Raw genomic sequence first — 26570 nt, forward strand, 5'->3', positions numbered from 1 at the left:
GTCAGACGCGCGACGCGGCCAGTTTCAGGCCGAAGCCGATGAAGATCGCGCCGACCGCCCGGTCCATCGTGCGCACCACAGCCGGACGACGCAGAAAGCGGCCCAGCGGCGCCGTCGCCAAAATCAGCCCGGCGAACCAGACGATGGTCAGCGCCACATGCACCCCGACCAGGAAGAAGGTGAAGCCCGCCACATTCGCCCCCTCAGACACGGAGGGCGGCACGAACTGGGGCAGGAAGGTCACATAGAAGACGCCGATCTTGGGGTTCAGCAGATTGGTCAGCAGGCCCCGCCGAAAGGCGACCGCCGCGCTAGGGGGCGGGGCGGCGCCCGGCTCGCCGAGGCTCTGGCGCGGCTTGAACAGCATCTGCGCACCCAGCCAGACCAGATAGGCCGCGCCCGCCCACTTCACCGCCGTATAGGCCAGTTCGGACACCCGCAGCAGCGCGCCGAACCCCAGCGATACCGCCGCGCCCCAGATCAGGCACCCCAGCAGAATGCCCGCCCCGGCGAAGACGGCTGAATGCGCGCCCTCGGCCGCCGCCGATCGCAACACCATCGCAGTGTCCACCCCCGGCGTGATGGTCAGAATGGTGATGGCGACCAGAAAAGCGGCGAACAGGGCGGGATCGAACATGGGCGCACTGGAACACGGCGGCGCCTCGGATCGCAACCGCCTGCCGCTGCGAAAGCGGGCGGTTAAACCGGGCCCATAGCCAGGAAGGCGCGGGCGGCGGCGAAGTCGCCCGCCTCGAACCGCGCCGTCGCCACGCTGTCGTCGCGGAACAGGAACTCGATCAGGAAGGGCTCGCGCGGGTCCAGCGTCGCCAGCGCTTCAACCGCGCTGTTGGGAAAGCGCCAGACCTCGCCCGCCCGCGCGCCTGAGCCCAGCAGATCGCGCGGCGCGAGGTCGGACCCCGCGGCGAAGACCGCGCGACGCGCGGCGTCCGGCGGCAGGCCGTCTGCGCCCAGCCACGGCCGGGGCGAGCGCGCTGAGTCGCGCATGACGATGCGCGCGGCATAGGGCCGGGGCTTGCCGACGAAGGAGACGACCGCCGCCGGATGCGCCTCCTGCGGCGCCTTGCCGGTCAGACCGAAGCGCACGGGCGAGGCGCCGGTCGCCCCGTCCTGAAACAGGCGCCAGCCGTTGTGGGCGCTCTCGAAACGGTCGGCGCTCCAGACGGCCCTGTCGCCGGGGAAGTTGATCCGCGCCGCCCGCGACCATCCGGCGAAGGCGTGGCGCACCCGCGCCTTGACCCGTTCCAACTCGGCGTCGTTGCAGGGGGTGGCCTCGGCCCGCGCCTTGGCCCGCTCGGCCGTGGCGGCCAGTTCTGCCGCCGGACGCCCGGCGCGCAGGGCCGCCCCGCGCGCCTGCAGCGTCGCCGCTTCCAGCGCCTGCGTCAGGCGCGGCTCGAACAGGCGGCATTTGTCCTGCGCCGCCCGCACGAAGGCGCGCTCATAGTAGACGTCGGAGCCAAGATTCTGGGCAGCCGTCGCCGTCCCGGCCGCGAGGGTCAGGGCGACGATCGCGGCCAGCGTTCTGCTGACTATGCGGGGCGACGGCGCTATCTTCATGCAGCCACCCTAGCCGCCGCCGGTTCCGGGTCCGTGTCCAAACAGGGTGAACCAATTGCTTCTTTCCACTGACGTCTGGGTCGGCGCCCTGATCCGCCGCGCCGAGCTTGAGGGCGCTAACGCCGTGGTGGTGAAAAAGGGCGACGCCCGCGCCGGGGCCGTCATCGTCAAGGCCTATGACCCCGCGACCCGCACCGCCCGTCTGTGGACCGAGGCGACCGGCCAGGACGGCGAACCCCTGTGGATCCAGCCCGTCGCCAGCGAGTTCGAGAGCGAACTGGACGCCTATCTGGACCGCCAGCGCCGCTATGACCCCGACCTCTGGATCGTCGAGATCGAGGACCGTCAAGGCCGCCACTTCCTGACTGAGAAGACGCAAGGCTGACCCTCTCCCGATAGGAGAGGCTTCATCGGCCCTCAAGCAGGCCAAAGGCCGGTAGGGCCTCTTTAAAAAAGCCCTCAAGCAGCGCAAAGCGCGTTAGGGCGACCTAAAGAATAGTAACCGGCCCGTTCACCGCGTTCGTGAACCGGACCGCAAGCGCTGGCGCTATACAACCCGTCGCATGGGGCCAGAACGGTCCTGCGAGCGGGCGCGGTCCATGCTGTTTCTTCTGAACGACGTCGTCTTCGATCTGGACGAGGCCTGCCCGGCCCCGAGCCACGACGTGCGTCGGTTCGAGAACCTGTCGTTCGACTATGTGCTGGAGATGGGCTGCGAGCTGTTCTCCGAAGACCCGCTGCTTCACCACAACGATCCCGCCCGCGCACGCCGTCTGGCCTGGCTGATCGCCCACAAGGCCGAAGGCGTCAGCGCCGCCCTGTTCGCGGCGCCGCAAGCCGGCTGCGCGCCTGAACTGGTCGAGCCGCGCTTCTGCGCCCTGCCCGAGATCGTGCTGCGTCACCTGCATCAGCGCGCGCGTCGCGGCGCCCTAGACGCCGCCACGGCCGACAAGACAGTCTGGAGCCGTCTGGCCGCTTAGGGCTTCCCTAACACACCATCGTTCTTTACGTTTTGCTCCTCAGCCTTGGGGGGACGAAGGGGCGATGAACAAGAAAATGCGGTTTCGCCTGAAGCGCGGCGCAGCGCTGGCCGTCGCATCAGCTCTAAGCAGCTTCGCCGCATCGCCGGCCCTGGCGGAATGGCTCCGGGCCGAAACCGACCACTTCATCGTCTATGGCGACACCTCGGAAGGCAGCCTGCGGCGTTACGCCCAGAAGGTCGAGCGTTTCGACGCCCTGCTGCGAACCTACTATCCCATCCCGACCGACCATGAGATCCCCAAGCTGGAGATCTTCATGGCCGATGGTCGACGCGACATGAACCGTATGTCTCCCGGCATCAGCGAAGGGGTTGCGGGCTATTATTCGCCTAATAGCGGCCGCATATACACGATCGTCGATACCCGCAGCTCTATGGGTGACGTTGTCGTCTTCCATGAATACGCGCACCACTTCATGTTCCAGATGAAGACCAACGCCTACCCATCGTGGTTCGTGGAAGGGTTTGCAGAGTTCTACTCTACCGCCAATCTCACCGATAACCGCATCCAGTTCGGACGGCATAATCCGGGCCGGATGAACTCCCTGACCATGGGCTTCAATGCCTGGGCCAAGATGGAGGATGTTCTGAAGTGGCGCATCTCGGATTCGGGGCGCTACCCGGCACATAGCTATTACGCACAGTCCTGGGCCATGACGCACTACTTCATGAGCACGCCCGAACGCACCCGAATGCTGGGACGCTATCTGGGGGCTGTGGCCGGTGGTGAGGATTCCGTCGTTGCGATGCAGGCGGCGACAGGCAGGACTCCCGCCGAGCTTCAGCATGATGTCTGGCGCTATATTTCCGGCGCCATCAATGTGACCTCGCCCCAGATTGCGGTCACGAACCCACAGGTGTCGATCAGCCGGCTGTCGAAAGCCCAAGCGGACGCCATCTGGCTGGACGTTCGCCTCGACAATGCGCCGATCAAACTGCCTGCCGAGGACGACGCCGAAGACGATACCCAAACCGACGCTCAGAAGGCGCGCCAAGCTCGCGCCAGGCGGCAAGCCGCAGAGAACCGTGCCGAGTTGATCCGCTCGGCCTTCGCCCTGGGCGAACGCCATGCGGATTCGGATATGGGCCGTCTGCTCGCCGCCCGTGCCCACCGGCTGTCGCAACGCCCCGATCTGGCGCTGGCGGCTCTGGCGCCCAGCCTCGACGCCAACACGAACAACGCCCAGGTCCTGCGCGTCGCCGCCCTGGCCCTGCTGGATCAGACCGACGGGGCGGAGTCGATAGACGATGCCAATGACCTTCGCCGTGAGGCCGCCGCCTATCTCGCTCGCGCCATGCATGCCGAACCGCTGGATTTCCGTATCTATCTGGGTCTGAACGACGTACGGAACGGACAACCGCGCTATCCGACAGATAACGACATCTCCACCCTGGAGGTCGCCTGCGCCTTGGCGCCGCAGTCCTTCGACTGCCGCACCCGGTTGGCCCACGCCTATATGGCGCGCGACATGAACCCGGAAGCGATCGCGGTCCTGACGCCGGTGGCCAACAGCCCCCATTCCAGCGGTTACAAGCGCCAGGCGCGGGCCATGATCAACCGAGCGCGACAGGCCCTGCACCAGGCTCCGCTGGAAACAGGACCCGAGCCTGACGACGAAGACGACGCCGATGCGCCGGGTCAGGCCGCCGACGCCGCCTGACATGAAGGCGCTAGAGAATGACGCCGAACACTGTATGCACCAGCGCCGCCGCCAAGACGATCAGGCCGAACCCCGCCAGAAAGCAGACCAGCGGATGAATCTTGGACGCGTTCGGTGCAGGCGCGGCCTTGCCCGGATCAACCAGAGCCATGATGTTTCCCTTCCCTAGTGCGGCGGACTCATGGCCCGCCGTCTCCCGAAAACGAGCATGCCTCGAATAACCTTCATACGCGAAGGGTCTCTCACGCCATCGTGAACGTCGACAATTGAGCCCCGGCGCGCTAGGTCGCGCCTCCTAAAGGAAGCTCAATGTCCAAACTGACCCTCGCGCAGGAGGCCGATCGCCGTCGGACCTTCGCCATTATCGCCCACCCGGACGCCGGTAAGACGACGTTGACCGAGCATATCCTGCTGGCGGGCGGCGCCGTGCGTGCGGCCGGCGCGGTCAAGGCGCGCGGCGAAAACCGCCGCGCCCGTTCGGACTGGATGAAGATCGAGAAGGAACGGGGCATCTCGGTCACCGCCTCGGTCATGACGTTCGAGCACGACGGCAAGATGTTCAACCTGCTGGACACGCCGGGGCACGAAGACTTTTCCGAAGACACCTATCGCACCCTGACCGCCGCCGACTGCGCCATCATGGTGCTGGACGCCGCCAAGGGCATCGAGCCGCAGACGCTGAAGCTGTTCGAGGTCTGCCGCCTGCGGGACATCCCGATCATCACCTTCATCAACAAGCTGGACCGCGAGGCGCAGGACCCGATGGCCCTGCTGGACGAGATCGCATCGCGTCTGCAGTTGGACCCCTCGCCCATCTGGTGGCCCGCTGAGAGCGGAAATCGCCTGCGCGGTCTGGCCGAGGTCGGCGGCCAGGGTCGCTTCCAGCCCTACACCCGCAAGACCGCCGACAACGACGGCGAACACCCCGCGCCCCTGCCCTTCGATCAGGCCGCCGCCTTCTTCCAGGGCGACGAGCAGGCCGACATGGTCGATGCGCTGGAACTGGTCGAGGCGGGCTATAAGCCGTTCGATCATCAAGCGTTTCTGGAAGGCCACATGACGCCCGTGCTGTGGGGCTCGGCCCTGCGCCACTTCGGCATCGAGGAACTGCTGAAGGCCATCGGCGAATGGGCGCCGCCGCCCAAGACGATGAGCGCCCGCAAGGAGGCGCCGCCCGAAACGCGCAACGCCCCCGCGCCCGAAGACATCACGGTCGAACCCAGCAAGGACGAAGTCACCGGCTTCGTCTTCAAGGTTCAAGCGAACATGGACCCCAACCACCGCGACCGCATCGCCATGTTCCGCATGGCCTCGGGCAGCTTCAAACGCGGCATGAAGCTGAAGGTCCAGAACACTGGCAAGCAATTGTCGGTCAACGCCCCCATCATGTTCTTCGCCTCGGACCGCGAACTGGCCGAAGAAGCCTATGCGGGCGACGTCATCGGCATTCCGAACCACGGCGTGCTGCGCGTCGGCGACAGCCTGTCGGAGAGCGGCCTGGTGCGCTTTGCAGGCCTGCCCAACTTCGCCCCGGAAATCCTGCAGCGCGTCCGGGTCAAGGACCCGCTGAAGGCCAAACACCTGCAAAAGGCGCTGGTCGGTCTGGCCGAGGAAGGCGTGACTCAGCTGTTCCGCCCGGAACTGGGCGCGGACTTCATCGTCGGCGCCGTGGGCCAGCTGCAGTTCGAGGTCATGGCCGACCGTCTGGGCGAGGAATACGGCCTGGACGTCGTCTTCGAGCCGAGCCCCTACGCCGAGGCCCGCTGGGTCACTCCAGCATCGGGGGGCGCCAAGGCCGACCTTGAGGACTTCACCGGTAAATACCGCCCCCAGATGGCCGCCGATATCGACCAGAACCCGGTCTTCCTGGCCAAGTCGAGCTGGGAGACGGGCTATGTCTCCGAACGCTTCCCCAAGGTCGCCTTCAGCAAGACCAGGGAGCGCGGCTGATGATCAGGCGCGCGCGACCCGCTTCTCGCCGCGCCCCAACGCCTGGAACCACGGCAGGAAGATCTGGATCAGCGGGCCGATGCCCACGGCGAAGACGATCGTGCCGACGCCGACCGAGCCGCCCAGCAGCCAGCCACCGGCCAGGACGCTGAGCTCGATCAGCATCCGCGACACGCGGATCGACCATCCCAGCCGCTGGTTCAGGCCGACCATCAGGCCGTCGCGCGGTCCCGTCCCCATGCCCGCCCCGATATAGGCCGCGGCGCCCAACGCTGTCAGCACGACGCCCCCCGCCATGAAGGCCAGCCGCAGCGGCAGGGTCGTCATCTCGGGCATGACCGCCAGGGCCGCATCCATCGACAGGCCGATGACGAAGATGTTGAACAGGGTGCCGATCCCCGGCTTCTGCCGCAGGGGAATCCACGTCAGCATCACCACCACCCCCATCAGGATGGAGGCGGTCCCCAGGCTCATGCCTGTGCGCAACGACAGACCCTGATGGAAGACGTTCCACGGATCCAAGCCCAGGTTGGCCCGCACCATCATGGCGGCGGCGACGCCATACAGGCACAGGCCGAATTGAAGCTGGATGAAGCGGCGCATGAACATGGCCCCCTTCTGCCTGATCGCGCCGGGAATTAAAGGCCCGGCTTTCGTCTGAGCCCGAAGGTCATGGCGAACATGACCAGACAGACCCCGCTGGACAGCAGCATGGCCAGCCCCGCCGAGCGGTCCAGCACCACGCCGTAAAGCGCCGGAGCCGCCGCTTGGACGAAACGGGCGGGCGTCAGCACAAGGGCCTGTCGCGCGCCATAGTCCTCGCGCCCGAACAGATGCAGCGGCAGGACTCCCGAGGCCACCGCCAGCAGGCCGTTGCCCGCCCCCTGCCCCAGCGCCACAGCGCCCGCCGTCCCCTTGCCGCCGACGAAGGCGACCAAGGCGCCGAACGGATGCAGCAGGGTCGCCGCCCGCGCCGGCGCGACGGGCGAGCCTCTGCCCGGCGCCGCCAGGGCGACCAGGCGCACGGCGATGGCCGCGCCCGCCATCAGTCCGGCGGCCAGAGCCGCCTCAGCGGGCCTCAGACCCAGCCGGGTCAGCAGACGCGGCAGATGGGCGCTCATGGCCGTCGCCACCCACCAGGCTCCGGCGAACAGGACGGCTAGCCGGATCATGGTCCCATCCCACCGCACGCGCCCGGACGCAGGAGGCCTGCCCCCGGCCCGCCCATCCGGCAGCACGGCCCCATAGAGCGGCAGACACAGCACGACATGCGCCCCCGCCCAAACGAAACAGGCGCCGCGCCAGCCGACAGTCTCGATCATCAGCAAGGTCAGCGGCCAGCCCAACGCCCCGCCGAAGGCCCCCAGCAGGGAGACGGCGGTGATCGGCCTCTTCGCCGCCTCGCCATGCAGGGCCACCAGCACGGCGTAGGCGGGGCCGTACAGCCCAACGCCCATGCCCGCCCCCAGCATCAGCACGCCGGCGACCATGACGACCGGATCGCGCGCCAGCCCCAGCAGGGTCAGGGCCACGGCGAAGATGACGCCCGCCGCCGACAACACCTCGCGCCCGCCGCGCCGGTCGATCCAACGCCCGCCGAACGGGCTGAGCGCCGCCGAGACCAGAAATGCGCCCGACAGGGCCGTGAACACCACCCCCGGCGTCGTACCCACGCCCACCGCCAAGGGCTCGGCCAGCACGCCGAGCAGATAGTAGTTGGAGGCGAAGGAAACGATCATCCCAAGGCCCAGAACGGGAATGATCAGGCGAGAAACGGCGAGGCGCGACATGGCGCGCTGTGTCAGCGGATTTGCCCGCGTGGCGAAAGCGACCTATCGAACGCGAGATGTTCGAAAACCTCACAGCCTCAGCGCCTCTGCCTTCGCTGAACGCCCTGCGCGCCTTCGAGGCGATGGCGCGCACCGGCAGCGCGACCCGCGCGGCGGCCGAGCTGAACGTCACCCACAGCGCCGTCAGCCGGCAGGTCAAGGCGCTGGAGACGCAACTGGGCCTGCGCCTGTTCGAGGGGCCGCGTCACGCCCTGACGCTGACGGAAGCGGGGCGGGGCCTCCTGCCTGGCCTGACCGCCGCCTTCGACCAGATCGCCGCCGCCGTGGCCGAGGCGCGGAGCGACGGGCGCGACCTGCATGTCGCCGCCAACGCCAGTCTGGCGGTCAAATGGCTGATCCCCCGGCTGGCTGACTTCAACCGCCTGTATCCGCAGGTGCGGGTTCATCTGGTCGAACTGGCGCCCCACGCCGTCAGCCGCCGAGGGGCCGATGTGCTGTTGCGGCTGCTGGACGCCTCGCGCATCGACAGCCTGGGCGCCATTCGCGTCATTCCCAATGCGATCGGGCCGGTGATCGCCCCAGCCCTGATCCGGCGCGATGCGCGGATGGACGTCCTGAACGCGCCGCGTCTGGCCCCGCGCACCCATCTGTCGGCGTGGAAGGACTGGGCCCGCCTGACGGATCGGCGCCTGCCCGATGCGCACGAGCGTCCTGTGGCCCATCTGCATTTTGCGCTGGACGGCGCCCTGGCGGGCTGGGGCGCGGCGATCCTGCCGTGGGCGCTGACGGCCGAGGCGGTGGCGGACGGGCGGCTTCTGGCGCCGTTCGGCTTCGCTCGCGACAACGGCGCCGTGGCGGCCATTCCCGGCGCAGGCGAGATGTCGAAAGGCCGCCGTCAGTTCCTGCGCTGGCTCGCAGATCAGGGCCGCGCCATGCCGGACGCCCCGGATGCAACCTGAAGCTTAGCTGAACACGTCTTTCATCCTTCGCGGGGACGTGGTTCTCTAGTAGGGCCAGTTCGGCGCTCCCCGCGCCTGTGGAGTTCTGATGTTCATCCTTGCCGTCACCGCCGCCATGGCGCTGGCCCAGACCTCGGCGCAGGCCCAGACCTCGCCCCAGGCTGCGGCCCCAGCGCCCAGCGCCCGGCTCGTCTCCTATGACGAGGCGGTGCGTTGCGCCGGTTTGACACAGGCGGCGTCCGAACTGGAGGGCGGAGAGAGCCGTTATGGCCGCTCCCTCTATGACGCCGCCCTCTACTGGTCGCTGGCGGCCATGCAGGCGGCGACTGTCGCCGGGCGCAATCCCGCCGTGGCCGAAACGGAACAGACCCGCGCGCGCCTGGACGCCGTGCGTCGCCTTTCCGCCGGGGAATCCGAGGCCCGCGCCACCCTGCAGCGCTGCCGCCAGAAGGCGCCCCGCCTGGGTTGAGGGGCGCCGCGACGCCGCAGGACCGAGGCCCGCGCTGACGCCCGCCCGACAATTTGTCTTCATAGCCAAGGCGAACCGTTCCAACGGCGCTGCGTTTGCTTGGTCGATGCCGGGATCATCCTCTTGATCCCGAAGCGGGACGATGCAGGCGGCGATACAGGCGAATGTTCGAATTCGGCAGAGATCTCAGACGGCTGTTCGAGAAGGCGCGCGACAGCGACGACCTTGGCTGGCTGGAGCTGATCGGCGTGGGTCTGGTCGAGGTTGAGGCGCGCCAGCAATCCACCGACGCCGGGCGCGTCTCATGCCCCCGTCCGTTCGACGCAGCCCTGCGCGCCGCCGCCTTATGGCGCGAGCACGCCCGCCGCTGCGGCGCGGCCGCCAGCGTGGAGCGCGCCGAAAGCAGTGGCCGCGACGCCGCCAAACACGCCGCCAACGGCGATCAGGCGGTGCGCGCCGCCCTGGATCTGGCGACAAGCGCCATGCTGGCCTTCGACCTGCGCGGCGGGCCGGAACGGCTGACCGCCGCCCTCGACCTGTTGAGCGACCTGCCTGCGGCGCGACGTGTGGATACGGTGGCGGCGGCTGCGGCGCTGCACGCCCGGCTGCGCGCGCGGCTGGCGCTACTGTCCGGCCGCCTGTCGGAGATGAACGAGGCCGCCAGCCTGCTGGAAACCGCCCTGGCCAATCTGAAGGGCCCGCGCACTCTGGAAGACGAGATACGACTGGACCGCGCCGCCCTGGTGCTGGAGATCGGCCTGACGGCGCGCGATCCCCAGATGCTGGATCAGGCCGGGCGCGACCTGCGCGCCCTGGTCGAGGCGGCCGCTCCGGAACAGAGGCCGCTGAGCCGCGCCCGCGCTCTGGCCCTTTGCGCGGCGGGGATGGCGGCCCTTGCGGCCGTCGCCGACGCCCCGGCCGCCCGCGATCAGGCGCAGGCCATGTTCGATGTCGCCGCCCAGTTGTTCACGCCCGATCACAGCCCGCTGGACTGGTCCGCCATTCAGGTCATGCGCGCCGAGCGCGAGACCCTGCCGTCGGTGGTGCTGATCCAGGCCGAGGCCCTGACCGAAGGCGGCGGCCTGATCCTGGGCGCCCTGGCCCATGAACAGCGCGTGTCCCAGGACGCCGCCCGCGCCAGCGCCGCCGGCGACCTGACCGCCTTGTTGGATATCGAGACCAGCCTGCGGCGCCGTCTGACGCGGCCTTCGGTCACGGCCACGCCGCTGGACTGGGCCGCCGAGCAGATCGGCCTGGCGCGGGTCGCCCTGGCAAGGGCGCGGTGGACCGGCGAAAGCCCGCGCGGCGTCGGCCTGATGCTGACCGAAGCCGCCCAGACCGCGCGCGAATACGGCGCCCAGACGCTGGCGGAGCGGGCAGAACGGCTGACCGCCAGCACGCATTCCGCCTGAGCCGCAAAGTCCGCCCCGCACTGCCCCTGTACTATCCCTGTGCTGGCCCGGCCTTGACCCGGCCCCAAAGGGCGCCTAGCTCACGGGCTCCTCAAGAAGGGTTTCGACACAGTGACCGAACAAACCGCCGCCGATCCCGTCCACGCCTTCATCGCCCAGGCGGTGGCTGAGCATGACGTGGTGCTCTTCATGAAGGGCACGCCGGACTCGCCGCGCTGCGGCTTCTCCTCGCTGGCCGTTCAGATCCTGGATCACGTCGGCGCGCCCTTCGTGGGCGTGGACGTGCTGCAGGACGAAGCCCTGCGCGAAGGCATCAAGGCCTTCACCGACTGGCCGACCATCCCCCAGCTCTATGTGAAGGGCGAGTTCGTCGGCGGCTCGGACATCGTGCGCGAGATGTTCCAGTCGGGCGAGCTTCAGGCCCTGATGGCCGAGAAGGGCGTCGCCCTTGGTGAAGCGTAAGATGGGCGAAGCCTGACCGATGGCCCGGCCGCAACTTCAGCCGCGTGAGGACCGCGAGGTCTTCGTCGTTCCGCTGGACGTGCGGCCGGAACACATCGACGAGAACAACCACGTCAACAACGTCGTCTATGTCGGCTGGCTGCAGGATGTCGGCACGGCGCACTGGAACGCGCGTTTCGACGAGGAAACGCGCGCCAGATGGGCCTGGCTGGCCCTGCGTCATGAGATCGACTACATGCGCGCCATCGAACCGGGCGCGACAGGCGTGATCGCCCGCACCTGGGTTGGCGACCCCCAGGGGCCGCGCTTCAACCGTTATGTCCGCATCGAAGACGCCCAAGGGCGCCTGTGCGCTCAAGGGCTGTCTGAATGGTGTCTGGTCGACGCCAAGACCCTGCGCCCGGCCCGCATCCCGGCTGAGATGCTGGGGCCGTTTCAGGCTTAGTTTTCGGCTTTTACAGGCTGATCGGGTTCAGCACGCGCACCGGCTGGCCGCGCTCAAGACCCAGTTCAGCGTAGGTCCAGCTGACCGTCACGCCTTCCGCAACCAGAGCCTTGCAAAGGTCCGGCGTACGGCGCGTCAACGTCAGTTCAGCCGGATCGCCGTCCTTGATCTTGACCTCGAAGCTGGAGGTTTCGGTGCAGCCGTTGGAGCCGACCACCACATTCAGCCGCTGGCCGTCGAAGTCGACCTTGCGCACGGCTTCCAGCGCCTCGGCGCGCGTCGCCCCCTGATCAGTGACGATGGAGACCTTCTCGCCCCCCTCGTTCGAATAGATGACGCAGCCGCCCAGCAGGGGCAGCAGGGCGGCCGCAGCCGTAACAGCAGCCAGACGCATCAGTTCGCCTCAGCCGGGGCCGAGTGGATGACGCGCGTGGTCGGCTTCTCGGTGGCGATGATGATGCAGCCCGACAGCATGGGCGCGGCGACCGCAGCGACGGCGAGAGCGATGATGAGACGACGCATAGGATTTTCCCGTGTTGATTGACCCGACACTGCCAGCGTCGCGGTTCTGGATCACGTGAATAATCGGAAAGGCTGCGAACGCCCGCCTCAGGCGGCCTCTCTTGCTGCCCGCATCGGAGCGGACTGCGCGGGGGCTGCCGGGATCATGGCGGCGCCCTGCGACAGGGCGTCGGCTTCCGGCTGGGGCCGACCCAGCAGATAGCCCTGAACCTCATTACAGCCCTGAGCGCGCAGGAAGGCCAGCTGCTCGGCGGTTTCGACGCCCTCGGCCAGAACCGGGATCGCCAGGCTTTCGCCGATGGTCAGGACGGCGCGGATGATGGCCCGCGACTGGGGCGCCGCCCCGTCCAGCTCCAGCATGAAGGAGCGATCCAGCTTGATCTTGTCGAAGGGGAAGGCCTTCAGCGTCGACAGCGAGGAATAGCCGGTTCCGAAATCATCCATGGCGATGGTGACGCCCAGCGCCTTCAGCTGACGCAGCACATGTGTAGTGCGCTCCATGTCGGTGATCATCGCCGTCTCGGTGATCTCAAGCTCCAGACGCGACGGCGACAGGCCGGTCTCCATCAGGATCTGATGCACCAGACGCGGCAGGTCGACATGGCTCAGTTGGACCGGCGACAGATTGACCGCAATGCGGTGCGGCTCGGCCCAGGCGGCGGCCTGCCGGCAGGCCTGACGCAGGACCCATTCGCCGATCGGCAGGATGAGCCCGGTCTCCTCGGCCACGGGAATGAAGTCTGCAGGCGACGTGTAGCGGCCTTCGTCGTTCTTCCAGCGCAGCAGGACTTCATACCCGGTGGCCCGGCCCGTCTCGACCGAGGCCTGCACCTGATAGTGCAGTTCGAACTGTTCGCGCTCCAGCGCCTCGCGCAGCGCCTGGGTGACGCGGCGGCGCGCGCGGACGGCCTGATCCATGTCCGCTTCATAGAAGCAGACATCCTGGGTCAGAGAGGCCTTGGCGCGATACATGGCCAGATCCGCGTTGTTGATCAGGGTGGAGACGTCCTGGGCGTCTTCAGGCCATAGGGAAACACCGATGCTGGCGCCGCACGACAGGTCGGCGTGCTCGATGGTCACGGTCTGAATCGCCGCCTCGCGCAGACGTTCGGCCACGGCGAGAGCCTCGTCCCGGTTCGAGACAGACGCCAGAGCCAGGAATTCGTCGCCGCCCTGGCGCGCAATGAACTCGCCCTCCTGCAGGGCCGCCCTCATCCGCTCGGCGATGGTGCACAGAAGCCGATCGCCGACGGCGTGGCCGTACAGGTCGTTCACCTCTTTGAACCGATCAAGGTCCAGGGCGAACAGGGCCAGATTCTCGCCTTCCGCCGCCGTCTTCTTCAGCCGGGTCAGCCGTTCCAGGAAGGAAGCCCTGTTAGGCAAGCCGGTCAGGCTGTCGTTCCGCGCCAGATGAGCGATCCGACGCTCCTGAGCCATCCGGTCGCGGAGGTCGCGCACCGCATAGATCATGGTGCGCCCGCCGGTGGTCTGGTCGCGACGGGCCGACAGCTCGATGGCGACGTCTCCGACGTCGGACCGCAGCACGGTCTGGGCCATGGCGCCGTCGGCGAGACGATGCGCGTCCTCGACCCATTGCTCCAGACTCGCCCCCATCAGGACTTCGCGCTCGACTCCCAGCAGGGTCGCCAGGACTTCATTAGCGGCGATGATGGCGCCGTCGCGCTCGATGGCCATGCCGTCGACGCTGCTATCGATCAGATATTGTTGACGTTCGCGGTGCAGTGCGTGCGCCTGACGGTCCAGAACGTGGCTGGCGGCGCCCGCCCCCAGCACCAGCAGGCCCACCCCGGCGACGCCCAGCGCCAGCACATGCTGCGCATCCTCGCCAGTCAGCACGCCGTCTGCGGCGACGAAGGGAATGATGGTCATCGCCGCCATCGCCGTGAAATGCAGGCAGACGATGCCCAGAACCATCGCCGCAGCGCCTTTGATGCGGGCGAACCGATCCTGTTCGCAGGCGCTCAGTTGGAAGGCGGCGGCGCCGAACACCACCGATCCGATCAGGGAGGCGGCGACATAGGCGTAGGACCAGTGCACCACGCCCTCCACCGCCATGGCGGCCATGCCGACAAAGTGCATGGCGGCGACCGCCAGTCCGAACACCGCCCCGCCAAGGGCAGGCGCGAAACGTCCGCGGATCGTCGCCCCGCCCAGAGCCAGGCCGACACCCACAATGGCGATGGCTAGCGAGACGCCGGTCAACAGCGGCTCATAGGCGATATCCACGCCCGGCCGGTAGGCGATCATGGCGACGAAGTGGGTGCACCAGATGGTGGCGCCGCCCGCCAGCGCCCCCAGGAAGAGCCAGGATGCCAGGGAGACGCCACGCTCATCACGGACTCTGCGTAGAAGGCCGCTGGTGATCCAACTGCCAACCAGACAGATAAAAGCGGCCAGAGCCACCAGACCGAAATGGTGGTCATCGGTCAGACACGAAAGAACGCGCATGCGGGGGAGACGCCAAGCAGGAAAAAACGGCCTGCCGTTCTATGGCTCAGGCCTTAAACCCGACTGTCCGAGCGTGGCTAACGAAGGCTGAAGATTCAGCGCGCCCGGGGCTTGGAACTGCGGCCTATTGGGCCACGCCCTCGTCGCCGTTCAGCAGATATGGATTGTTGACGACCACATTGGCGCCGGGCGGCAGGCCCATCTCCTCGAAGGTCCATTGCAGTTGGACGCCGTCCTTGACCGGGCGGGTGCAGCGATCCTCATCCAGGCGGCGCAAGGTAATGACCGCCGAATCCTTCAGCCGGGTGATGAAGGGTTTCACGTCGCCCTTGTCAGTGCAGCCGTTGGAGCTGACGCGAAACACCGCCAGGTCGCGCGTGAAGGCGGCGGCGTGGATCGGCTCCAGCTGGCCCGGCATGCCTTCGGTCCTCACCAGTTCACCCGGCGCATGGGCGCAGGCGGCGAGCCCGGCAGCGAGAACCAGACCAAAGAAAGACCTTCTCATGTTCGGCCTCCCTGGGCGCGACCCTGTTGATTATCCATTGTGCGCGCAATTGGCCCGAAAGTGAACCGTCAGGGCCGCAATATGAACAAAGAAAGGCCCCGGCGTCGCCGGGGCCTTCCAAAGAACCGTGGCCAAGAACCTTGGCTGATCCGTCGAACTTACGAGGAGTAGTATTCGACGACCAGGTTCGGCTCCATCTTCACCGGGTACGGAACGTCGGACAGTTCCGGCACGCGGCCGTAACGGACCGAGAAACCGCGATCGCCCAGTTCCAGATAGTCAGGCAGGTCACGCTCGCTCGACTGCTGGGCTTCCAGCACCAGAGCCATGTTGCGCGACTTCTCCTTGACCTCGATGACCTGGCCCGGCTTGACGCGGTACGAACCGATGTCGACCTTCTTGCCGTCGACGGTGACGTGGCCGTGCGAGACGAACTGACGGGCGGCCCAGACGGTCGGCACGAACTTGGCGCGGTAGACGATGGCGTCCAGGCGCGATTCCAGCAGACCGATCAGGTTTTCCGAGGTGTTGCCCTTGCGGCGGGCGGCTTCGGCGTAGGTCGCCGCGAATTGCTTCTCGGTGATGTTGCCGTAGTAGCCCTTCAGCTTCTGCTTGGCCTTCAGCTGCAGACCAAAGTCAGAAACCTTGGACTTGCGGCGCTGACCGTGCTGGCCGGGGCCGTAGGAGCGCTTGTTGACAGGAGACTTGGCGCGACCCCACAGGTTTTCACCCATGGCCCGGTCGAGCTTGTACTTGGCGCTGTGGCGCTTGGACATATGTCACTCTTCATCATGATGCGGCCCGGCCCCTCCCCGATTGGAGCGGCGATCTCAACGGCGGTCCACGCATCGTCCGTAATAGACATCGCGCCTCGGGACGAACCCGATGCGAGAAGGGCGGGCTTATGAAGGCGACGCGCCGCGGAGTCAATGTCCCCGACCATTCTGGTCCCTGCATGACAGAAAGGAAACTTGAGCCCGCAGCCCCGTCCCGTGCAGTTGTCCGAGCAAGAAGAAACAGCTCGGGAGGCTGACAACATCATGAAAAAGCTTTGGCTTACGGCGGCGGCGGCCCTGACCGTTCTAGCGACGGCGGCGGCGCAGGCCGGCGAGGCCGACCGACCTTATGCTGTGGCGCTCTCGGGGCGGATCATCGACGGCTCGGGCGCGGCGCCCATCCCTGAAGGTCGGGTCGTGGCGATCGACGGCGTCATCACCTGCGTCGGCAGGGCGGACGATTGTCCCGCGCCTCCCGGCGCCGTTTTCATCGACGCGGGCGAAGGCAGCATCATGCCCGGCCTGATCGATCTGCACGCCCACCCGCGCCCCCACTACTATGGCTGGTTCCTGGCTTCGGGCGTGACCACGGTGCGATCCGCCAACACCGACCTTGCTATGGTCCGCGCCCTTCAGGCCCTGCCTGCGCCGCAGACCCGTCTGATTTGGGCCGGCCCAATGCTGGACGGCGATAACAGCATCATCAAACGTTTCTATCCCGAAGCAGAGCCCGGCGCGCTCTCACCGGCCCGCCCGGCCGATGGCCTGTCGCTGGAAGGCGTTGAACTGCTGATCGCCGAGACGCCCGAACAGGCGATCGCCGCCGTCGACGCCCTGGCGGCGGAAGGGGCCGACTGGGTCAAGCTGTACGAGCAGTTGCCGCCTGACGCCTTCGCCGCCGCCGTCCAGCGCGCCAGGACGCTGGGTCTGCCTACAATGGCCGATCTGGGCATGGCCTCGACGCGCGGACTCGGGGGCGCCGAGGTCGATCTGCTTGAGGCCGCCGCTCTGGGCATTGATAGTCTCGAGCACGCCAGCGGCGCAGCCTTGGCCTACCAGCGTCTGGGCGGCGACCTGGAGAAGGACGCTCTCGATCCCGCTCTGATTGATCAGCTTGCCCGCGCCCTGCTGACGGCGAAGACGGCGCTGGTGCCTACCCTGTCTGTCTCTCACTTCACGGCCGAGCCGGAATCGCCCGAGCCGGTTTTGTCCGAACTGCCGTTAGGCGCCGCGCGGGGGACGGTCCGCGACGGCCTGGACCAGCAATGGCGCGGCATCCATCAGCATTTTCATAGCAGCCCTGGGAGCAACGCAAAGGCGAAGCTGGACGCCCGCATCGGCGCCGCCGTGATGGTGCGCCTGGCCCAGTTGGGCGGCCGCATAGGCGCTGGCTCCGACACGCCCGCAGGCGCTTACAACCTGCCGGGCGGCGGCCTTCATCTGGAAATGGAGTTGATGACCCGTGCGGGCCTGAGCCCCCTTCAGGCCTTGTCGGCGGCGACCGGGTCCGCAGCAGACATCCTTCAGCGCAAGGATATCGGCCTCATCGCCGTCGGACGCCGCGCTGATTTGCTGGTGGTCGCCGGCGACCCGTCGCAGGATATCCGCGCCACCCGCCGCCTGCGCCAGATCATTCTGGACGGCCGGATACTTGATCCCGCCGCCATGCAGAGGCGGGCGCTGGATGACGGCGAGACGCTGTTGGCCGCCCTCATGGCCAAGCAGGGAGATTAAGCAGAACGGCCGCCGCTTCCCATCGGAAACGGCGGCCGCAGATCAAGCGCTCAGACGCCGGGCGATCAGCCCTTGGCGGCTTCGTACAGTTCGTTGACCTTGTTCCAGTTCACCACCGACCAGAAGGCCTTGAGGTAGTCGACGCGGCGGTTCTGGTACTTGAGGTAGTAGGCGTGCTCCCACACGTCGGCGGCCAGAAGGACGGCGCCCTTCTCGTCGGCCAGGTCCATCAGCGGGTTGTCCTGGTTCGGCGTCGAGGTGACCTTCAGCTTGCCGTCCTGGAGGATCAGCCAGGCCCAGCCCGAGCCGAACTGACCGGCGCCGGCGGCGTCGAAGTCAGCCTTGAACTTGTCCATGCCGCCCAGTTCGGCGTCGATCTTGGCGGCCAGTTCGGCCGAGGGCGCGCCCGCCTTGTCGGCCGGGGCCAGCAGTTCCCAGAACAGGCTGTGGTTCCAGTGGCCGCCGCCGTTGTTGCGGACCGCCTTGGGCAGCTTCGACATCTGGGCGAACAGGTCTTCGAGCGACTTGCCCTGCAGCGAGGAGTCGGCGTCGATCGCCTTGTTCAGATTGTCGACGTAGGTCTGGTGATGCTTGTCGTGGTGGAAGGTCATCGTCTCCTTGTCGATGGCCGGCTCCAGCGCGTCATAGGCGTAGGGCAGCGGGGGCAGGGTGAAGGCCATGGGAGACTCCTCTTTACGGCGTGTGATTCCTCTGGACCCTATCTAGGGCCGCGCGCGACATACCCAAGCCTTGAACGTCGCCTTTGTTCACAATTGTCGAGCCAAGGCCGTTTTTCGGAACCTAAAGAGGCAAATAACGGTTTTCCGAGCGCCCCGGACCGTCATTGCGGTCGCTTTTCAAGGACGGCGCATCATGCCTGTCCGTTCTCGCGACGCCTTCCTCTCCGACGCCGAAGCGGAAAGCCTGCGCCTGCGGTTGCTGGAAGTGATTCCACGTCTGCGCCGTCATCAGTTGCTCGATCTCGCCGACACCCTGCACGAAGCTGCGCGGGAGCGCCGCTGGTCGTCGGACGATAGGCTCGACCTCAGGGCCTGACGCCCTCGCCCTGCATCAGCTCGCGTGAAGCTCCTGCTTCACCCGTTCGGCCAGGGTCTTGATATCCAGAGGCTTGGGCAGGAAGGATACTCCCACCTCGTCCTGCAGCAGGTCCGAGAAGTCGCTCTCGGCATAGCCCGAGATGAACATGACCGGGGCGTCGCCCAGGAACGGCCGCGCCTTCCTCAGCAGCGACGGCCCGTCCAGCCCCGGCATGATGACGTCCGAGATCAGCATGTCGATCTGGCCCGCCCATTCCTCGGCCAGGATCAGGGCCTCCTCGCCGTCGGCGGCCTCGATCACCTCATAGCCGCGCTGGCGCAGCAGGCGGGCGGCGATGCCGCGCACGGCGGCCTCGTCCTCGACGAACAGGATGCGGCCCGCGCCCGACAGGTCGCGCGGCGCCTTGACGACCTTCTCGACCACCGGGGCCTCGACCAGTTCCTCGGCCGTGGCGGCGGGCAGGAAGATGCGGAAGGCGGCGCCCGCATTCTCAAGATTGGCGACGGTGATGTGGCCGCCCGCCTGCTGGGCGATGCCGTAGACGGTGGCCAGACCCATGCCCGTTCCCTCGTTCACCGCCTTGGTGGTGAAAAAGGGCTCGAAGATCTTGTCCAGCAGGGCGGTCGGCACGCCGGGGCCGGTATCCGACACCTCGATCAGGGCGACGTCCTCGGTGGCCTCGCGCCAGCCAAGGTCGCGGGCCTGGGCGCCCGTCAGGCGGCGGGTGCGGATGGTGACGACGCCCGCGCCCGGCTCAACCACGCCGCGCATGGCGTCGCGGGCGTTGACGGCCAGGTTCATCACCGCCGTCTCCAGCTGGCTCTTGTCGGCCAGCACCAGCGGCAGGTCGCGGCCATAGTCGGTCTCCAGCCGCACGTCCTCGCGCAGCAAACGACGCAGAAGCACGGCGAACTCGCCGACCAGCTCGCCCAGGTCCAGCCGCTCGCGCCGCACCGTCGACTTGCGCGAAAAGGCCAGCAGCTTGCGCACCAGATCGGCGGCGCGGATGGCCGTCTGGCGGATTTCGTTCAGCCCTTCATAGGAGGGGTCGCCGACCGGGTGCCGCTCCAGCAGGCCCGACAGCTGCAACTGGATCGCCGTCAGCAGGTTGTTGAAGTCGTGCGCGACCCCGCCCGCCAGCTGGCCCACGGCCTGCATCTTCTGGGCCTGAGACAGCTGGAGCTCCATCGACTTCTGCGCCGCCACGTCGAACAGCCAGACGCGGCGTCTGTCGCCTTCGGGCGCGACATAGAGGTGCAGCTGGCGATCCGGGTGAGCGCGGGCGATCAGCTCGATCGGGCCGGACGATCCGGCCTCCAGCTTGACCCTGGCCTCGGCCACGCCCGCCGGGTCGAACAGATGGCCGAAGGCGGCGTCGCCCGAGGCGGCCGGGCCGGTCAGCAGGGCCATCGCCGCATTCGGCTCCTCAGCCCGGCCTGCGAACAGGTCCTCGCCCCCGATCACGGCCGAGCCGAAAGGCGCCCCGGCGGCCATGGCGCGGGCCTCGCCCGTCGGGGCGGCGGGCTGAGGCGCGACGGGCGCGCTGGGAGCCAGCGGCAGGACGGCGTCGGGCGCCGCGCGAACCAGAAAACGCCCCTGCCCGGCCTGTCCGATCAGCACCTCTTTCTCTCGCGGGCCGATCTGGACGATGGCGCGCCCCTGCTGGCCCTCACGCGCCTGTGCGAAGGCCATGTAGAGGGCCTGCGCCGACTTGCCACGTGGAAGCGTTGTGACGGTTCCGTTCTCCTCGGCCCAGGCGGCGTTGTAGGCCAGCACCTGTCCCGACGGCCACACCAGGGCGGCGGGCTCGGCCAGGGCGTCCAGCATCTCGACCGCCGTATCGCCATTGGCCCGCCGAACCTCGGCCCGACCGAAGGCGAACAGCCAAATCAAGGCCGTAGCGCCGGCCGCGAAGATCAGCATCAGGCCCGGCGCGCTGAAGGCGTTGGCCCGAAAGGCCGGATAGGCGATGGCGGCGACCGCCAGGGTGAAGCCCACGGCCATGATCACCAGCAGGGGATCGAACGTCGGGCGGCGCGTCGCCTGCGCCTTCAACCTGTCTTGGGGTCGGGAAATCATCATGGCGTCTCGCCCGCGCGAATCAGGGTTCGTCAGCATACCGAAGCTCTTTCGCGCGCCCTAACGCGCAGCCGCGACGCCTCTCCCTCCCCTTCATGGGGAGGGTGGTCGCACAGCGACCGGGTGGGGAGGGCGAGGTGATGCTGGATGCCGCGCTTGACCAGCCAAGACGCCCCCACCCGACTTCGGCCTGTCGGCCTCAGCCACCCTCCCCATGAAGGGGAGGGAGAGACGATACCCTCGCCCCTCATCGCCGCTTCCTTTGCTGCATGACGAAGCCGATGACCTTGGCCGCCGCTTCGAAGTGTTCGCGCGGGATCACGTCGTCGACCTCGACCGCCGCATAGAGGGCGCGGGCCAAGGGGACGTTCTCGACGATCGGCACCTCGTGCTCCCTGGCCACCTCGCGGATGCGCAGGGCCAGGGCGTCCACGCCCTTGGCGACGCAGACGGGCGCGCCGTCGCCCTGATCCGGTTCATAGCGCAGGGCCACCGAATAGTGGGTCGGGTTGGTGATGATGACGGTGGCGTCCGGCACGGCCTGCATCATCCGCTGGCGTCCGCGCTGCATGCGGATCTGGCGCAGCTTGGCCTTCACATGGGGGTCGCCTTCGGACTGTTTGAAGTCGTCCTTCAGCTCTTCCTTGGTCATCCGCATCCGCTTGGCGAAGCGCATCCGCTGCCACAGATAGTCCATGCCCGCCGTCAGTCCCAGGAACACAAGGGCCGACACCATCAACGCCAGCGCCAGGTCCCGTGCGAACGGCAGGATGTAGGCCGGGCTCATGGCGGCCAGTTCCTCCAGTTCGCGCACATGCGGGTTCAGCACCCAGAAACACACGGCGCCGATGGCGACCAGCTTGATGAAGGTCTTGAGGAACTGCACCACGCCGTCGGGGCCGTAGATGCGTTTGAACCCCTCCAGCGGGTTCACCTTGGACCATTTGGGTTTCAGCTTCTCGGCCGTGAAGATCAGGCCCGACTGCGCCAGATTGCCCCCAACGCCGCCCAGTATGACGGCGAACGACACCGCCGCCAGAAAGGGCGTCACCACCCAGACGGCGCGCATCCCGATCTCGATGCCGGCCCCCGCCTCCAGCCCGCCGATCATGGCGTGCGGCTGCGACAGGAAGGGCATCAGCCCCTCCGCAATCTGCGTGGCGAACATGCCGCCGCCCGCCAGCAGAACCCACGCGGCCCCTGCCAGCGACAGGGCCTGAGCCACGTCCGGCGACTTGGCGGCATCGCCCTTCTTGCGCGCCTGTTCGAGTTTTCGCGGGGTGGCTTCTTCTGTTTTCGACTCGGGATCGGGACCGTCAGCCAACGGCGCCTCCCGTGAAGAAGGCCGCCACCGAGCGATAGCGGTCGATGAAGACGGTCCCCAGGACCCCCAGGCTGAGGGCGAACACCGACAGCCCCAGAACGACGCTTAAGGGCGCGGCGGCGAAATAGACCTGAAAGCTGGGCATGACCCGCGCCACCAGCCCCGACGCCAGGTTGAAGATCAGGGCGAAGACCAGCACCGGCGCCGCCAGTTGCACCCCTAGCGTGAAACTCTGGCTCAGGGTGCGGATCGCCATCTGGGTGAAGTCCGACACGATCAGCGGCTTGGCCGGGGCGATCGCCTCATAGGATCCGACCATGCCGCCGATGAACAGGTGATGGGTGTTGGTGGCGAACACCAGGGTCACGCCCAGCAGCATCAGAAAGGCCGACAGGGTGGTGCCCGGCTGGGCCTGCATCGGATTGGCCGTCTGGGAAAAGCCGAGGGTGGTCTGGAGGGACACGACCTCGCCCGCCGTCGTCATGGCGGTCATGAAACTGCGCAGGATGGCGCCGATGGCCAGGCCGGTCAGGACCTCGCGCATCACCCAGCCGACGGTGGCCCCCAGGGTGGCGGGCAGGGCCGGCAGACTGCTGGCCACGACGGGCCACAAGGCCAGCGACAGCACCAGCGCCAGCGACAGCCGCACACGCGGCGGCACATAGGATTCCCCGAAACCGGGCAGCAGCATCAGGATGGCGCCGACACGCGCGAAGATCAGCCCGCCGGTCCAGACCTGCTCCGCCGTCGCATAGGGCTCCACCCGCCTGCCCTCGCCTTACATTCCCGCGATGCGGGCGGCGATTTCGTTCATGAACCCGCCCAGAAGCGCGCCCATCATCGGCAGAAACAGCAACAGGGCGGCGAAGACGGCCACGATCTTGGGCGCATAGACCAGGCTCTGTTCCTGCACCTGCGTCAGAGCCTGGAACAGGCCGATGGAGACGCCGACGCCCAGCGCCACGGTCAGAATCGGCAGACACAGCTGAATGGTCAGCCAAAGGGCGTCGCGCCCGACATCCAGAACTTCCGCGCCGTTCATCGCCGTTCCCCAAACCCCGCCGAACATCAGACACGGGTCAGTCGGCAGAAAATGCCGACAGGATGGTTAACGCCGCGCTAACCGTCTGGACAAAAAGTCGCTCAGGCTCGGCTCTGGCCTTCGATGACGCCTCGGCGCTATGAAGCGCTCATGACCGATCACGCCCCCACTCCGCCCGTCTCGCAGGAAGAAGCCGAAGCCGCCGTCCGCACCCTGATCCGCTGGGCCGGCGACAATCCCGCGCGCGAAGGCCTGATCGAAACGCCCAAACGCGTCGCCAAATCCTATCGCGAGCTGTTTCAGGGCTATGAGGTCGAACCGCGCGACTATCTGGAAAAGACCTTCGAAGAGGTCGGCGGCTATGACGAACTGATCGTGCTGAAGGACATCCGCTTCGTCAGCTTCTGCGAACACCACATGCTGCCGGTGGTGGGCAAGGCGCACGTCGGCTATCTGCCGACCGACCGGGTCGTGGGCATCTCCAAACTGGCGCGCGTGGTGCGCGGCTACGCCCGGCGCCTGCAGATCCAGGAAAAGATGACGTCCGAGATCGCCCAGGCCATCCAGGACGTGCTGCGTCCGGTCGGCGTCGGCGTCGTCATCGAGGCCGAACACAGCTGCATGACCATGCGCGGCGTCAACGTTCCAGGCGCCAGCCTGTCCACCAGCTGCCTGCTGGGCGCCGTCCGCGAAGACCCGCGTACGCGCGAGGAATTCCTGCGTCTGGTGCGGGGCTGAGAATCCGGGGCTGAGACGACGATGCCGCCGCCCTTCCGTGTCGAACTGGAACCGCACCATCCGGCATGGGCGGAACAGGCGGAATGCGAAACCGCGCGCCTGTATCAGGCGTTCGGCCCGGCGCTAAAGGCGGTTCACCACATTGGGTCGACCGCCATCCCCGGCATCGCCGCCAAGCCTGTTCTGGACCTGATGCCGGTGGCGGGCGACCTGTCGAACCTGGACGACCACCGCGCCGCGATCGAGACGCTGGGCTATGAGTGGTGGGGTGAATACGGCCTGCCGGGGCGGCGCTATCTGACCTTGAGCGATCCCGCCACGGGGCACCGTCTGGTGCAGGTTCACGCCTACGCCGAAGGTTCGCCCGAGATCACCCGGCACCTGGCCTTCCGCGACTATCTGCGCGCCAACCCCGCGATCGCCGCCGCCTATGACGCGGAAAAGGCGCGTTGCCGCGCCGCCCATCCGGACGACTCCCACGCCTATGGCGACTGCAAGTCCAACTGGGTCCAGACGATCGAGGCCGACGCTCTGAACTGGGCCGCCGCTTCATCGGACTGATCCACGGCCCCGTTCCTGCATGCCCCCCTTCCGAACAAGGGAGTCGCCATGCTGCAGGCCGTGTTTTCGTCCCGGAATGAGCCGCCGCCGATCGGGCGCGGCGGGTGGCTGGATGCGCTGCGCTTCATCGTGGCCGCCCTGATCATCCTGCATCACTTCCAGATGTCAGCGCCCGTGCCGCTGGCCGAAGGGCTACATCCCGTGTTCGAGCGGGGCGGGTTCCTGCTGACCAACTTCTTCCTGATCGACAGCGGCTATGTGCTGATGCGCGTCTATGGCCGGGCGGTCGGGTCAGGCCGCATGTCAAAGGCCGACTTTTTCCTGAAGCGGGCGCTGAGGGTGTTTCCAGCGCACCTCATCGTCCTGGGTCTGCTCGTTGCATTAGTGCTCGTCGCCACGGCCGCAGGCATGCCGCCCAACCATCCCGAGTGGTTCGCCTGGGATCAGTTGCCCGCTCAGGTCGCTCTGGTGCAGTCGTTCGGGGTGCACGGCGGCATCGGCTGGAACGCGCCGACGTGGTCGATCTCGGCCCTGCTGGGCTGCTACGTCGCCTTTCCCTTCGTGCTGCGCGGCCTCAGCCGGATCGGGCCGTGGACGGCGCTGATTCTGGTCGTCGTCGGCTATCTGGCCGCCAATGAGCTGAGCTGGGCGATCCTGAAATATCCCGTCTATCAGATGCCGCTGAACCTGGGCATCTGGCGCGCCCTGCCCCTGCTCATCCTCGGCATGGGTCTGGCCTGGTTCGCGCAAGGGGTATGGATCAACCCGCGCGTCGCCGGCTGGGCAGGCGTGCTGGCCGCCGTCGCCCTGGCGGGCGTCCAATATTTCGACAAACACGCCCTAATCTCGCTGGTCTTCATCAGCATCATCATCCTGGCGGCGGGCGCCGTTCCGGGACGCAAGCCCTCCAAACTGGTCGAGCAGGCGGCGATGGTGTCCTTCTCCATGTTCATCTCGAACGAAGTGGTGCGCATCGCCTGGTTCGGCCTGGCCGACGCCCTGGCGGGCAAGCTGGCGCTGGGCGACGTCTGGCGCTGGGGCCTGTGGGGTCTGGGCGTGCTGGCGGCCTTCGTCTTCGCCTTCGGCCTGCACTATCTGATCGACCAGCCGATCCAGAACCGCATCCGCGCCTGGCTGAAGGCGCGCGGCCGCAGCGCCGACGTCAGCCAGCCGGTGGTCTCACTGGAAGGATAGCCTCAGCCTGCCCCGGCGCCGCCGAACAGGTGCAGGATGTTGCCGTCCGGATCCTTGAACCAGGCCAGGCGCAGCGGCCCGGCCACATGGACGTCGCCGTCCTGCTCCATGCCCTCATAGCGCTCGAAGGCGACGCCTTTGGCCTTAAGATCAGCGACGATATCGTCCACTTCTACACCCACGTCCCAGACCACGGCGTTGGCCCGGTTCGTGCCGGCATAGTCCGATTGATAAACCGTCAGCCACGTATTGCCTGTGCGATAACCCAGCACGCCATCCATGCCGGTGTCCGCCAGGTTCAGTCCCAGCACATCGGAATAAAAGGTCTTCGCCCGCTGAAGATCCTTTACCGCCACGATGGCCGAGGAGTTCTTGTCTTTGAGCATCACGCTTCCTTTCCTGATCTGAAAGAAAGCGTGCGGCGGCCCGGTTCGATCCCCGCGCGCCAGCCTCATTGAGGGGCAAAGGCAGCCTAGATCGGCATCCGCATGATTTCCTGATAGGCCGAGATGACCTGATCGCGCACGGCCATCACCGTCTCCAGCGAAGCCTCGGCCGAAGAAATGGCCGTGACGACGTCGATCAGATTGCCCTGCCCCTGAACCGACTGCGCCATCTGGACCTCGGCCGTGCGGGTCGCCTCGGTCGTCTGAGTCATGACGTTCTGCAACAGGTCGGCGAAGCCGCCCGCCGCATTCGGACCGGCGCTCGCGGCGGCGTTGGCGGTAGAGGCGACGTTAACGCCGCCGCCGCCCTGAACGGCGGCGTAAGCGCGGGCGGCCATGATGGGATTCATGCCTTAGCC

Annotated in this window: 31 protein-coding genes; 14 read left to right on the plus strand and 17 right to left on the minus strand. The window is 67.3% G+C overall.

All coding sequences use genetic code 11. From position 1 onward, the window contains the following. Position 1 precedes the first annotated feature (1 nt). Entirely contained in the window at positions 2–637 is a 636-nt protein-coding gene (locus tag H556_RS0105740) for a LysE family translocator (protein WP_024353533.1), read from the minus strand. Between the two features lie 62 nt (positions 638–699). After that, on the minus strand, positions 700–1575 hold the full coding sequence (locus tag H556_RS0105745) for a hypothetical protein (RefSeq protein ID WP_024353534.1): 876 nt from the start codon (positions 1573–1575) through the stop codon (positions 700–702). Positions 1576–1630: 55 nt separating this feature from the next. On the opposite strand from H556_RS0105745, the gene H556_RS0105750 reads away from it, so the two are divergent. From H556_RS0105750 to H556_RS0105760, 3 genes are all read left to right on the plus strand, one after another. Continuing rightward, positions 1631–1960, plus strand: coding sequence for a DUF1491 family protein (locus tag H556_RS0105750; protein ID WP_024353535.1), 330 nt, complete (start codon positions 1631–1633; stop codon positions 1958–1960). Between the two features lie 214 nt (positions 1961–2174). Then, positions 2175–2555, plus strand: coding sequence for a hypothetical protein (locus tag H556_RS0105755; protein WP_024353536.1), 381 nt, complete (start codon positions 2175–2177; stop codon positions 2553–2555). 64 nt (positions 2556–2619) lie between these two features. Continuing rightward, the gene (locus H556_RS0105760; RefSeq protein WP_024353537.1) at positions 2620–4275 is read left to right on the plus strand and encodes a DUF1570 domain-containing protein; all 1656 of its coding nucleotides are present in this window, start codon (positions 2620–2622) and stop codon (positions 4273–4275) included. A 10-nt stretch (positions 4276–4285) separates the two neighbouring features. On the opposite strand, the gene H556_RS16460 is transcribed toward H556_RS0105760, so the two are convergent. Further along, entirely contained in the window at positions 4286–4426 is a 141-nt protein-coding gene (locus tag H556_RS16460; protein WP_169469175.1) for a hypothetical protein, read from the minus strand. A gap of 158 nt (positions 4427–4584) precedes the next feature. Between H556_RS16460 and H556_RS0105770 the strand changes: the two genes are divergently transcribed. Beyond that, a complete protein-coding gene (locus tag H556_RS0105770; protein WP_024353538.1) occupies positions 4585–6225 on the plus strand; it encodes a peptide chain release factor 3 in 1641 nt (546 codons plus the stop codon). 3 nt (positions 6226–6228) lie between these two features. Here H556_RS0105770 and yczE read toward each other — a convergent pair whose 3' ends face one another. Together yczE and H556_RS0105780 are read right to left on the minus strand one after the other, a co-directional pair. Then, entirely contained in the window at positions 6229–6834 is a 606-nt protein-coding gene (yczE, locus tag H556_RS0105775) for a membrane protein YczE (RefSeq protein WP_024353539.1), read from the minus strand. Positions 6835–6863: 29 nt separating this feature from the next. Then, positions 6864–8015 (minus strand): MFS transporter, encoded by a 1152-nt coding sequence (locus tag H556_RS0105780; protein WP_024353540.1) that lies wholly within the window; start codon positions 8013–8015, stop codon positions 6864–6866. Between the two features lie 56 nt (positions 8016–8071). Here H556_RS0105780 and H556_RS0105785 point away from each other — a divergent pair, with 56 nt between their 5' ends. The 5 genes from H556_RS0105785 to H556_RS0105805 all read left to right on the plus strand — a co-directional run bounded on the left by H556_RS0105785 (position 8072) and on the right by H556_RS0105805 (position 11762). Beyond that, positions 8072–8974: a LysR family transcriptional regulator gene (locus H556_RS0105785; RefSeq protein ID WP_024353541.1), complete on the plus strand. Its 903-nt coding sequence runs from the start codon at positions 8072–8074 to the stop codon at positions 8972–8974. Positions 8975–9062: 88 nt separating this feature from the next. Next, the gene (locus tag H556_RS0105790; protein ID WP_024353542.1) at positions 9063–9443 is read left to right on the plus strand and encodes a hypothetical protein; all 381 of its coding nucleotides are present in this window, start codon (positions 9063–9065) and stop codon (positions 9441–9443) included. Positions 9444–9607: 164 nt separating this feature from the next. Next, the gene (locus tag H556_RS0105795; protein ID WP_024353543.1) at positions 9608–10855 is read left to right on the plus strand and encodes a hypothetical protein; all 1248 of its coding nucleotides are present in this window, start codon (positions 9608–9610) and stop codon (positions 10853–10855) included. A gap of 111 nt (positions 10856–10966) precedes the next feature. Next, positions 10967–11317 (plus strand): Grx4 family monothiol glutaredoxin, encoded by a 351-nt coding sequence (gene grxD / locus H556_RS0105800; RefSeq protein WP_003169676.1) that lies wholly within the window; start codon positions 10967–10969, stop codon positions 11315–11317. A 19-nt stretch (positions 11318–11336) separates the two neighbouring features. After that, complete coding sequence (locus tag H556_RS0105805) at positions 11337–11762, plus strand: acyl-CoA thioesterase (RefSeq protein WP_024353544.1); 426 nt, start codon at positions 11337–11339, stop codon at positions 11760–11762. Positions 11763–11772: 10 nt separating this feature from the next. On the opposite strand, the gene H556_RS0105810 is transcribed toward H556_RS0105805, so the two are convergent. The 5 genes from H556_RS0105810 to rpsD form a co-directional block, all read right to left on the minus strand. Then, positions 11773–12156, minus strand: coding sequence for a hypothetical protein (locus H556_RS0105810; protein WP_024353545.1), 384 nt, complete (start codon positions 12154–12156; stop codon positions 11773–11775). Beyond that, positions 12156–12284 carry a hypothetical protein gene (locus H556_RS16720; protein ID WP_003169681.1) on the minus strand — a complete coding sequence of 43 codons (129 nt, stop codon included), beginning with the start codon at positions 12282–12284 and terminating at the stop codon, positions 12156–12158. Before H556_RS16720 ends, H556_RS0105810 begins: the two co-directional genes overlap by 1 nt. A gap of 87 nt (positions 12285–12371) precedes the next feature. Next, on the minus strand, positions 12372–14753 hold the full coding sequence (locus H556_RS0105820; protein ID WP_024353546.1) for a bifunctional diguanylate cyclase/phosphodiesterase: 2382 nt from the start codon (positions 14751–14753) through the stop codon (positions 12372–12374). Positions 14754–14877: 124 nt separating this feature from the next. Then, the gene (locus tag H556_RS0105825; RefSeq protein ID WP_024353547.1) at positions 14878–15258 is read right to left on the minus strand and encodes a lipoprotein; all 381 of its coding nucleotides are present in this window, start codon (positions 15256–15258) and stop codon (positions 14878–14880) included. Between the two features lie 158 nt (positions 15259–15416). Continuing rightward, positions 15417–16034 (minus strand): 30S ribosomal protein S4, encoded by a 618-nt coding sequence (gene rpsD / locus H556_RS0105830; RefSeq protein ID WP_003169687.1) that lies wholly within the window; start codon positions 16032–16034, stop codon positions 15417–15419. A 264-nt stretch (positions 16035–16298) separates the two neighbouring features. Here rpsD and H556_RS0105835 point away from each other — a divergent pair, with 264 nt between their 5' ends. Next, entirely contained in the window at positions 16299–17768 is a 1470-nt protein-coding gene (locus tag H556_RS0105835) for an amidohydrolase family protein (RefSeq protein WP_024353548.1), read from the plus strand. A gap of 65 nt (positions 17769–17833) precedes the next feature. On the opposite strand, the gene H556_RS0105840 is transcribed toward H556_RS0105835, so the two are convergent. Continuing rightward, positions 17834–18448, minus strand: a complete 615-nt coding sequence (locus H556_RS0105840; protein WP_024353549.1) for a superoxide dismutase — start codon at positions 18446–18448, stop codon at positions 17834–17836. Positions 18449–18641: 193 nt separating this feature from the next. On the opposite strand from H556_RS0105840, the gene H556_RS0105845 reads away from it, so the two are divergent. Then, complete coding sequence (locus tag H556_RS0105845) at positions 18642–18824, plus strand: hypothetical protein (protein WP_024353550.1); 183 nt, start codon at positions 18642–18644, stop codon at positions 18822–18824. Positions 18825–18839: 15 nt separating this feature from the next. Here H556_RS0105845 and cckA read toward each other — a convergent pair whose 3' ends face one another. From cckA to fliQ, 4 genes are all read right to left on the minus strand, one after another. Then, positions 18840–20909 carry a cell cycle histidine kinase CckA gene (gene cckA / locus H556_RS0105850; RefSeq protein WP_024353551.1) on the minus strand — a complete coding sequence of 690 codons (2070 nt, stop codon included), beginning with the start codon at positions 20907–20909 and terminating at the stop codon, positions 18840–18842. Positions 20910–21153: 244 nt separating this feature from the next. Next, a complete protein-coding gene (gene flhB, locus H556_RS0105855) occupies positions 21154–22230 on the minus strand; it encodes a flagellar biosynthesis protein FlhB (RefSeq protein WP_024353552.1) in 1077 nt (358 codons plus the stop codon). Beyond that, entirely contained in the window at positions 22223–22993 is a 771-nt protein-coding gene (gene fliR / locus H556_RS0105860; protein ID WP_024353553.1) for a flagellar biosynthetic protein FliR, read from the minus strand. The genes flhB and fliR overlap by 8 nt, the downstream gene beginning before the upstream one ends. 15 nt (positions 22994–23008) lie before the next feature. Continuing rightward, positions 23009–23272, minus strand: a complete 264-nt coding sequence (gene fliQ, locus H556_RS0105865; RefSeq protein WP_024353554.1) for a flagellar biosynthesis protein FliQ — start codon at positions 23270–23272, stop codon at positions 23009–23011. A 150-nt stretch (positions 23273–23422) separates the two neighbouring features. On the opposite strand from fliQ, the gene folE reads away from it, so the two are divergent. Genes folE through H556_RS0105880 form a run of 3 tightly spaced genes read left to right on the plus strand, consistent with a single transcriptional unit; the run spans position 23423 to position 25765 of the window. Next, on the plus strand, positions 23423–24010 hold the full coding sequence (gene folE, locus H556_RS0105870; RefSeq protein ID WP_024353555.1) for a GTP cyclohydrolase I FolE: 588 nt from the start codon (positions 23423–23425) through the stop codon (positions 24008–24010). Positions 24011–24031: 21 nt separating this feature from the next. Then, entirely contained in the window at positions 24032–24571 is a 540-nt protein-coding gene (locus H556_RS0105875) for a GrpB family protein (protein WP_024353556.1), read from the plus strand. 48 nt (positions 24572–24619) lie between these two features. Then, positions 24620–25765 carry an acyltransferase family protein gene (locus tag H556_RS0105880; RefSeq protein WP_024353557.1) on the plus strand — a complete coding sequence of 382 codons (1146 nt, stop codon included), beginning with the start codon at positions 24620–24622 and terminating at the stop codon, positions 25763–25765. Positions 25766–25767: 2 nt separating this feature from the next. Here the strand turns inward: H556_RS0105880 and H556_RS0105885 are convergent, their stop codons facing one another. Both H556_RS0105885 and fliE read right to left on the minus strand, forming a co-directional pair. Further along, positions 25768–26151 carry a VOC family protein gene (locus tag H556_RS0105885; protein WP_024353558.1) on the minus strand — a complete coding sequence of 128 codons (384 nt, stop codon included), beginning with the start codon at positions 26149–26151 and terminating at the stop codon, positions 25768–25770. A gap of 86 nt (positions 26152–26237) precedes the next feature. Then, positions 26238–26561, minus strand: coding sequence for a flagellar hook-basal body complex protein FliE (gene fliE / locus H556_RS0105890; RefSeq protein WP_024353559.1), 324 nt, complete (start codon positions 26559–26561; stop codon positions 26238–26240). Positions 26562–26570 lie beyond the last annotated feature (9 nt).

The organism is Brevundimonas naejangsanensis DSM 23858 (genome assembly GCF_000421705.1).
Classification (GTDB): domain Bacteria; phylum Pseudomonadota; class Alphaproteobacteria; order Caulobacterales; family Caulobacteraceae; genus Brevundimonas; species Brevundimonas naejangsanensis.

Excerpts from the sequence above, each read along its gene's own strand:
- H556_RS0105740 (WP_024353533.1), bottom strand. The coding sequence starts at position 637 with ATGTTCGATCCCGCCCTGTTCGCCGCTTTTCTGGTCGCCATCACCATT.
- H556_RS0105745 (WP_024353534.1), bottom strand. The coding sequence starts at position 1,575 with ATGAAGATAGCGCCGTCGCCCCGCATAGTCAGCAGAACGCTGGCCGCG.
- H556_RS0105755 (WP_024353536.1), top strand. The coding sequence starts at position 2,175 with ATGCTGTTTCTTCTGAACGACGTCGTCTTCGATCTGGACGAGGCCTGC.
- H556_RS0105760 (WP_024353537.1), top strand. The coding sequence starts at position 2,620 with ATGAACAAGAAAATGCGGTTTCGCCTGAAGCGCGGCGCAGCGCTGGCC.
- H556_RS16460 (WP_169469175.1), bottom strand. The coding sequence starts at position 4,426 with ATGGCTCTGGTTGATCCGGGCAAGGCCGCGCCTGCACCGAACGCGTCC.
- H556_RS0105770 (WP_024353538.1), top strand. The coding sequence starts at position 4,585 with ATGTCCAAACTGACCCTCGCGCAGGAGGCCGATCGCCGTCGGACCTTC.
- yczE (WP_024353539.1), bottom strand. The coding sequence starts at position 6,834 with ATGTTCATGCGCCGCTTCATCCAGCTTCAATTCGGCCTGTGCCTGTAT.
- H556_RS0105780 (WP_024353540.1), bottom strand. The coding sequence starts at position 8,015 with ATGTCGCGCCTCGCCGTTTCTCGCCTGATCATTCCCGTTCTGGGCCTT.
- H556_RS0105785 (WP_024353541.1), top strand. The coding sequence starts at position 8,072 with ATGTTCGAAAACCTCACAGCCTCAGCGCCTCTGCCTTCGCTGAACGCC.
- H556_RS0105790 (WP_024353542.1), top strand. The coding sequence starts at position 9,063 with ATGTTCATCCTTGCCGTCACCGCCGCCATGGCGCTGGCCCAGACCTCG.
- H556_RS0105795 (WP_024353543.1), top strand. The coding sequence starts at position 9,608 with ATGTTCGAATTCGGCAGAGATCTCAGACGGCTGTTCGAGAAGGCGCGC.
- H556_RS0105805 (WP_024353544.1), top strand. The coding sequence starts at position 11,337 with ATGGCCCGGCCGCAACTTCAGCCGCGTGAGGACCGCGAGGTCTTCGTC.
- H556_RS0105810 (WP_024353545.1), bottom strand. The coding sequence starts at position 12,156 with ATGCGTCTGGCTGCTGTTACGGCTGCGGCCGCCCTGCTGCCCCTGCTG.
- H556_RS16720 (WP_003169681.1), bottom strand. The coding sequence starts at position 12,284 with ATGCGTCGTCTCATCATCGCTCTCGCCGTCGCTGCGGTCGCCGCGCCC.
- H556_RS0105820 (WP_024353546.1), bottom strand. The coding sequence starts at position 14,753 with ATGCGCGTTCTTTCGTGTCTGACCGATGACCACCATTTCGGTCTGGTG.
- H556_RS0105825 (WP_024353547.1), bottom strand. The coding sequence starts at position 15,258 with ATGAGAAGGTCTTTCTTTGGTCTGGTTCTCGCTGCCGGGCTCGCCGCC.
- rpsD (WP_003169687.1), bottom strand. The coding sequence starts at position 16,034 with ATGTCCAAGCGCCACAGCGCCAAGTACAAGCTCGACCGGGCCATGGGT.
- H556_RS0105835 (WP_024353548.1), top strand. The coding sequence starts at position 16,299 with ATGAAAAAGCTTTGGCTTACGGCGGCGGCGGCCCTGACCGTTCTAGCG.
- H556_RS0105840 (WP_024353549.1), bottom strand. The coding sequence starts at position 18,448 with ATGGCCTTCACCCTGCCCCCGCTGCCCTACGCCTATGACGCGCTGGAG.
- H556_RS0105845 (WP_024353550.1), top strand. The coding sequence starts at position 18,642 with ATGCCTGTCCGTTCTCGCGACGCCTTCCTCTCCGACGCCGAAGCGGAA.
- cckA (WP_024353551.1), bottom strand. The coding sequence starts at position 20,909 with ATGATGATTTCCCGACCCCAAGACAGGTTGAAGGCGCAGGCGACGCGC.
- fliQ (WP_024353554.1), bottom strand. The coding sequence starts at position 23,272 with ATGAACGGCGCGGAAGTTCTGGATGTCGGGCGCGACGCCCTTTGGCTG.
- folE (WP_024353555.1), top strand. The coding sequence starts at position 23,423 with ATGACCGATCACGCCCCCACTCCGCCCGTCTCGCAGGAAGAAGCCGAA.
- H556_RS0105875 (WP_024353556.1), top strand. The coding sequence starts at position 24,032 with ATGCCGCCGCCCTTCCGTGTCGAACTGGAACCGCACCATCCGGCATGG.
- H556_RS0105880 (WP_024353557.1), top strand. The coding sequence starts at position 24,620 with ATGCTGCAGGCCGTGTTTTCGTCCCGGAATGAGCCGCCGCCGATCGGG.
- H556_RS0105885 (WP_024353558.1), bottom strand. The coding sequence starts at position 26,151 with ATGCTCAAAGACAAGAACTCCTCGGCCATCGTGGCGGTAAAGGATCTT.
- fliE (WP_024353559.1), bottom strand. The coding sequence starts at position 26,561 with ATGAATCCCATCATGGCCGCCCGCGCTTACGCCGCCGTTCAGGGCGGC.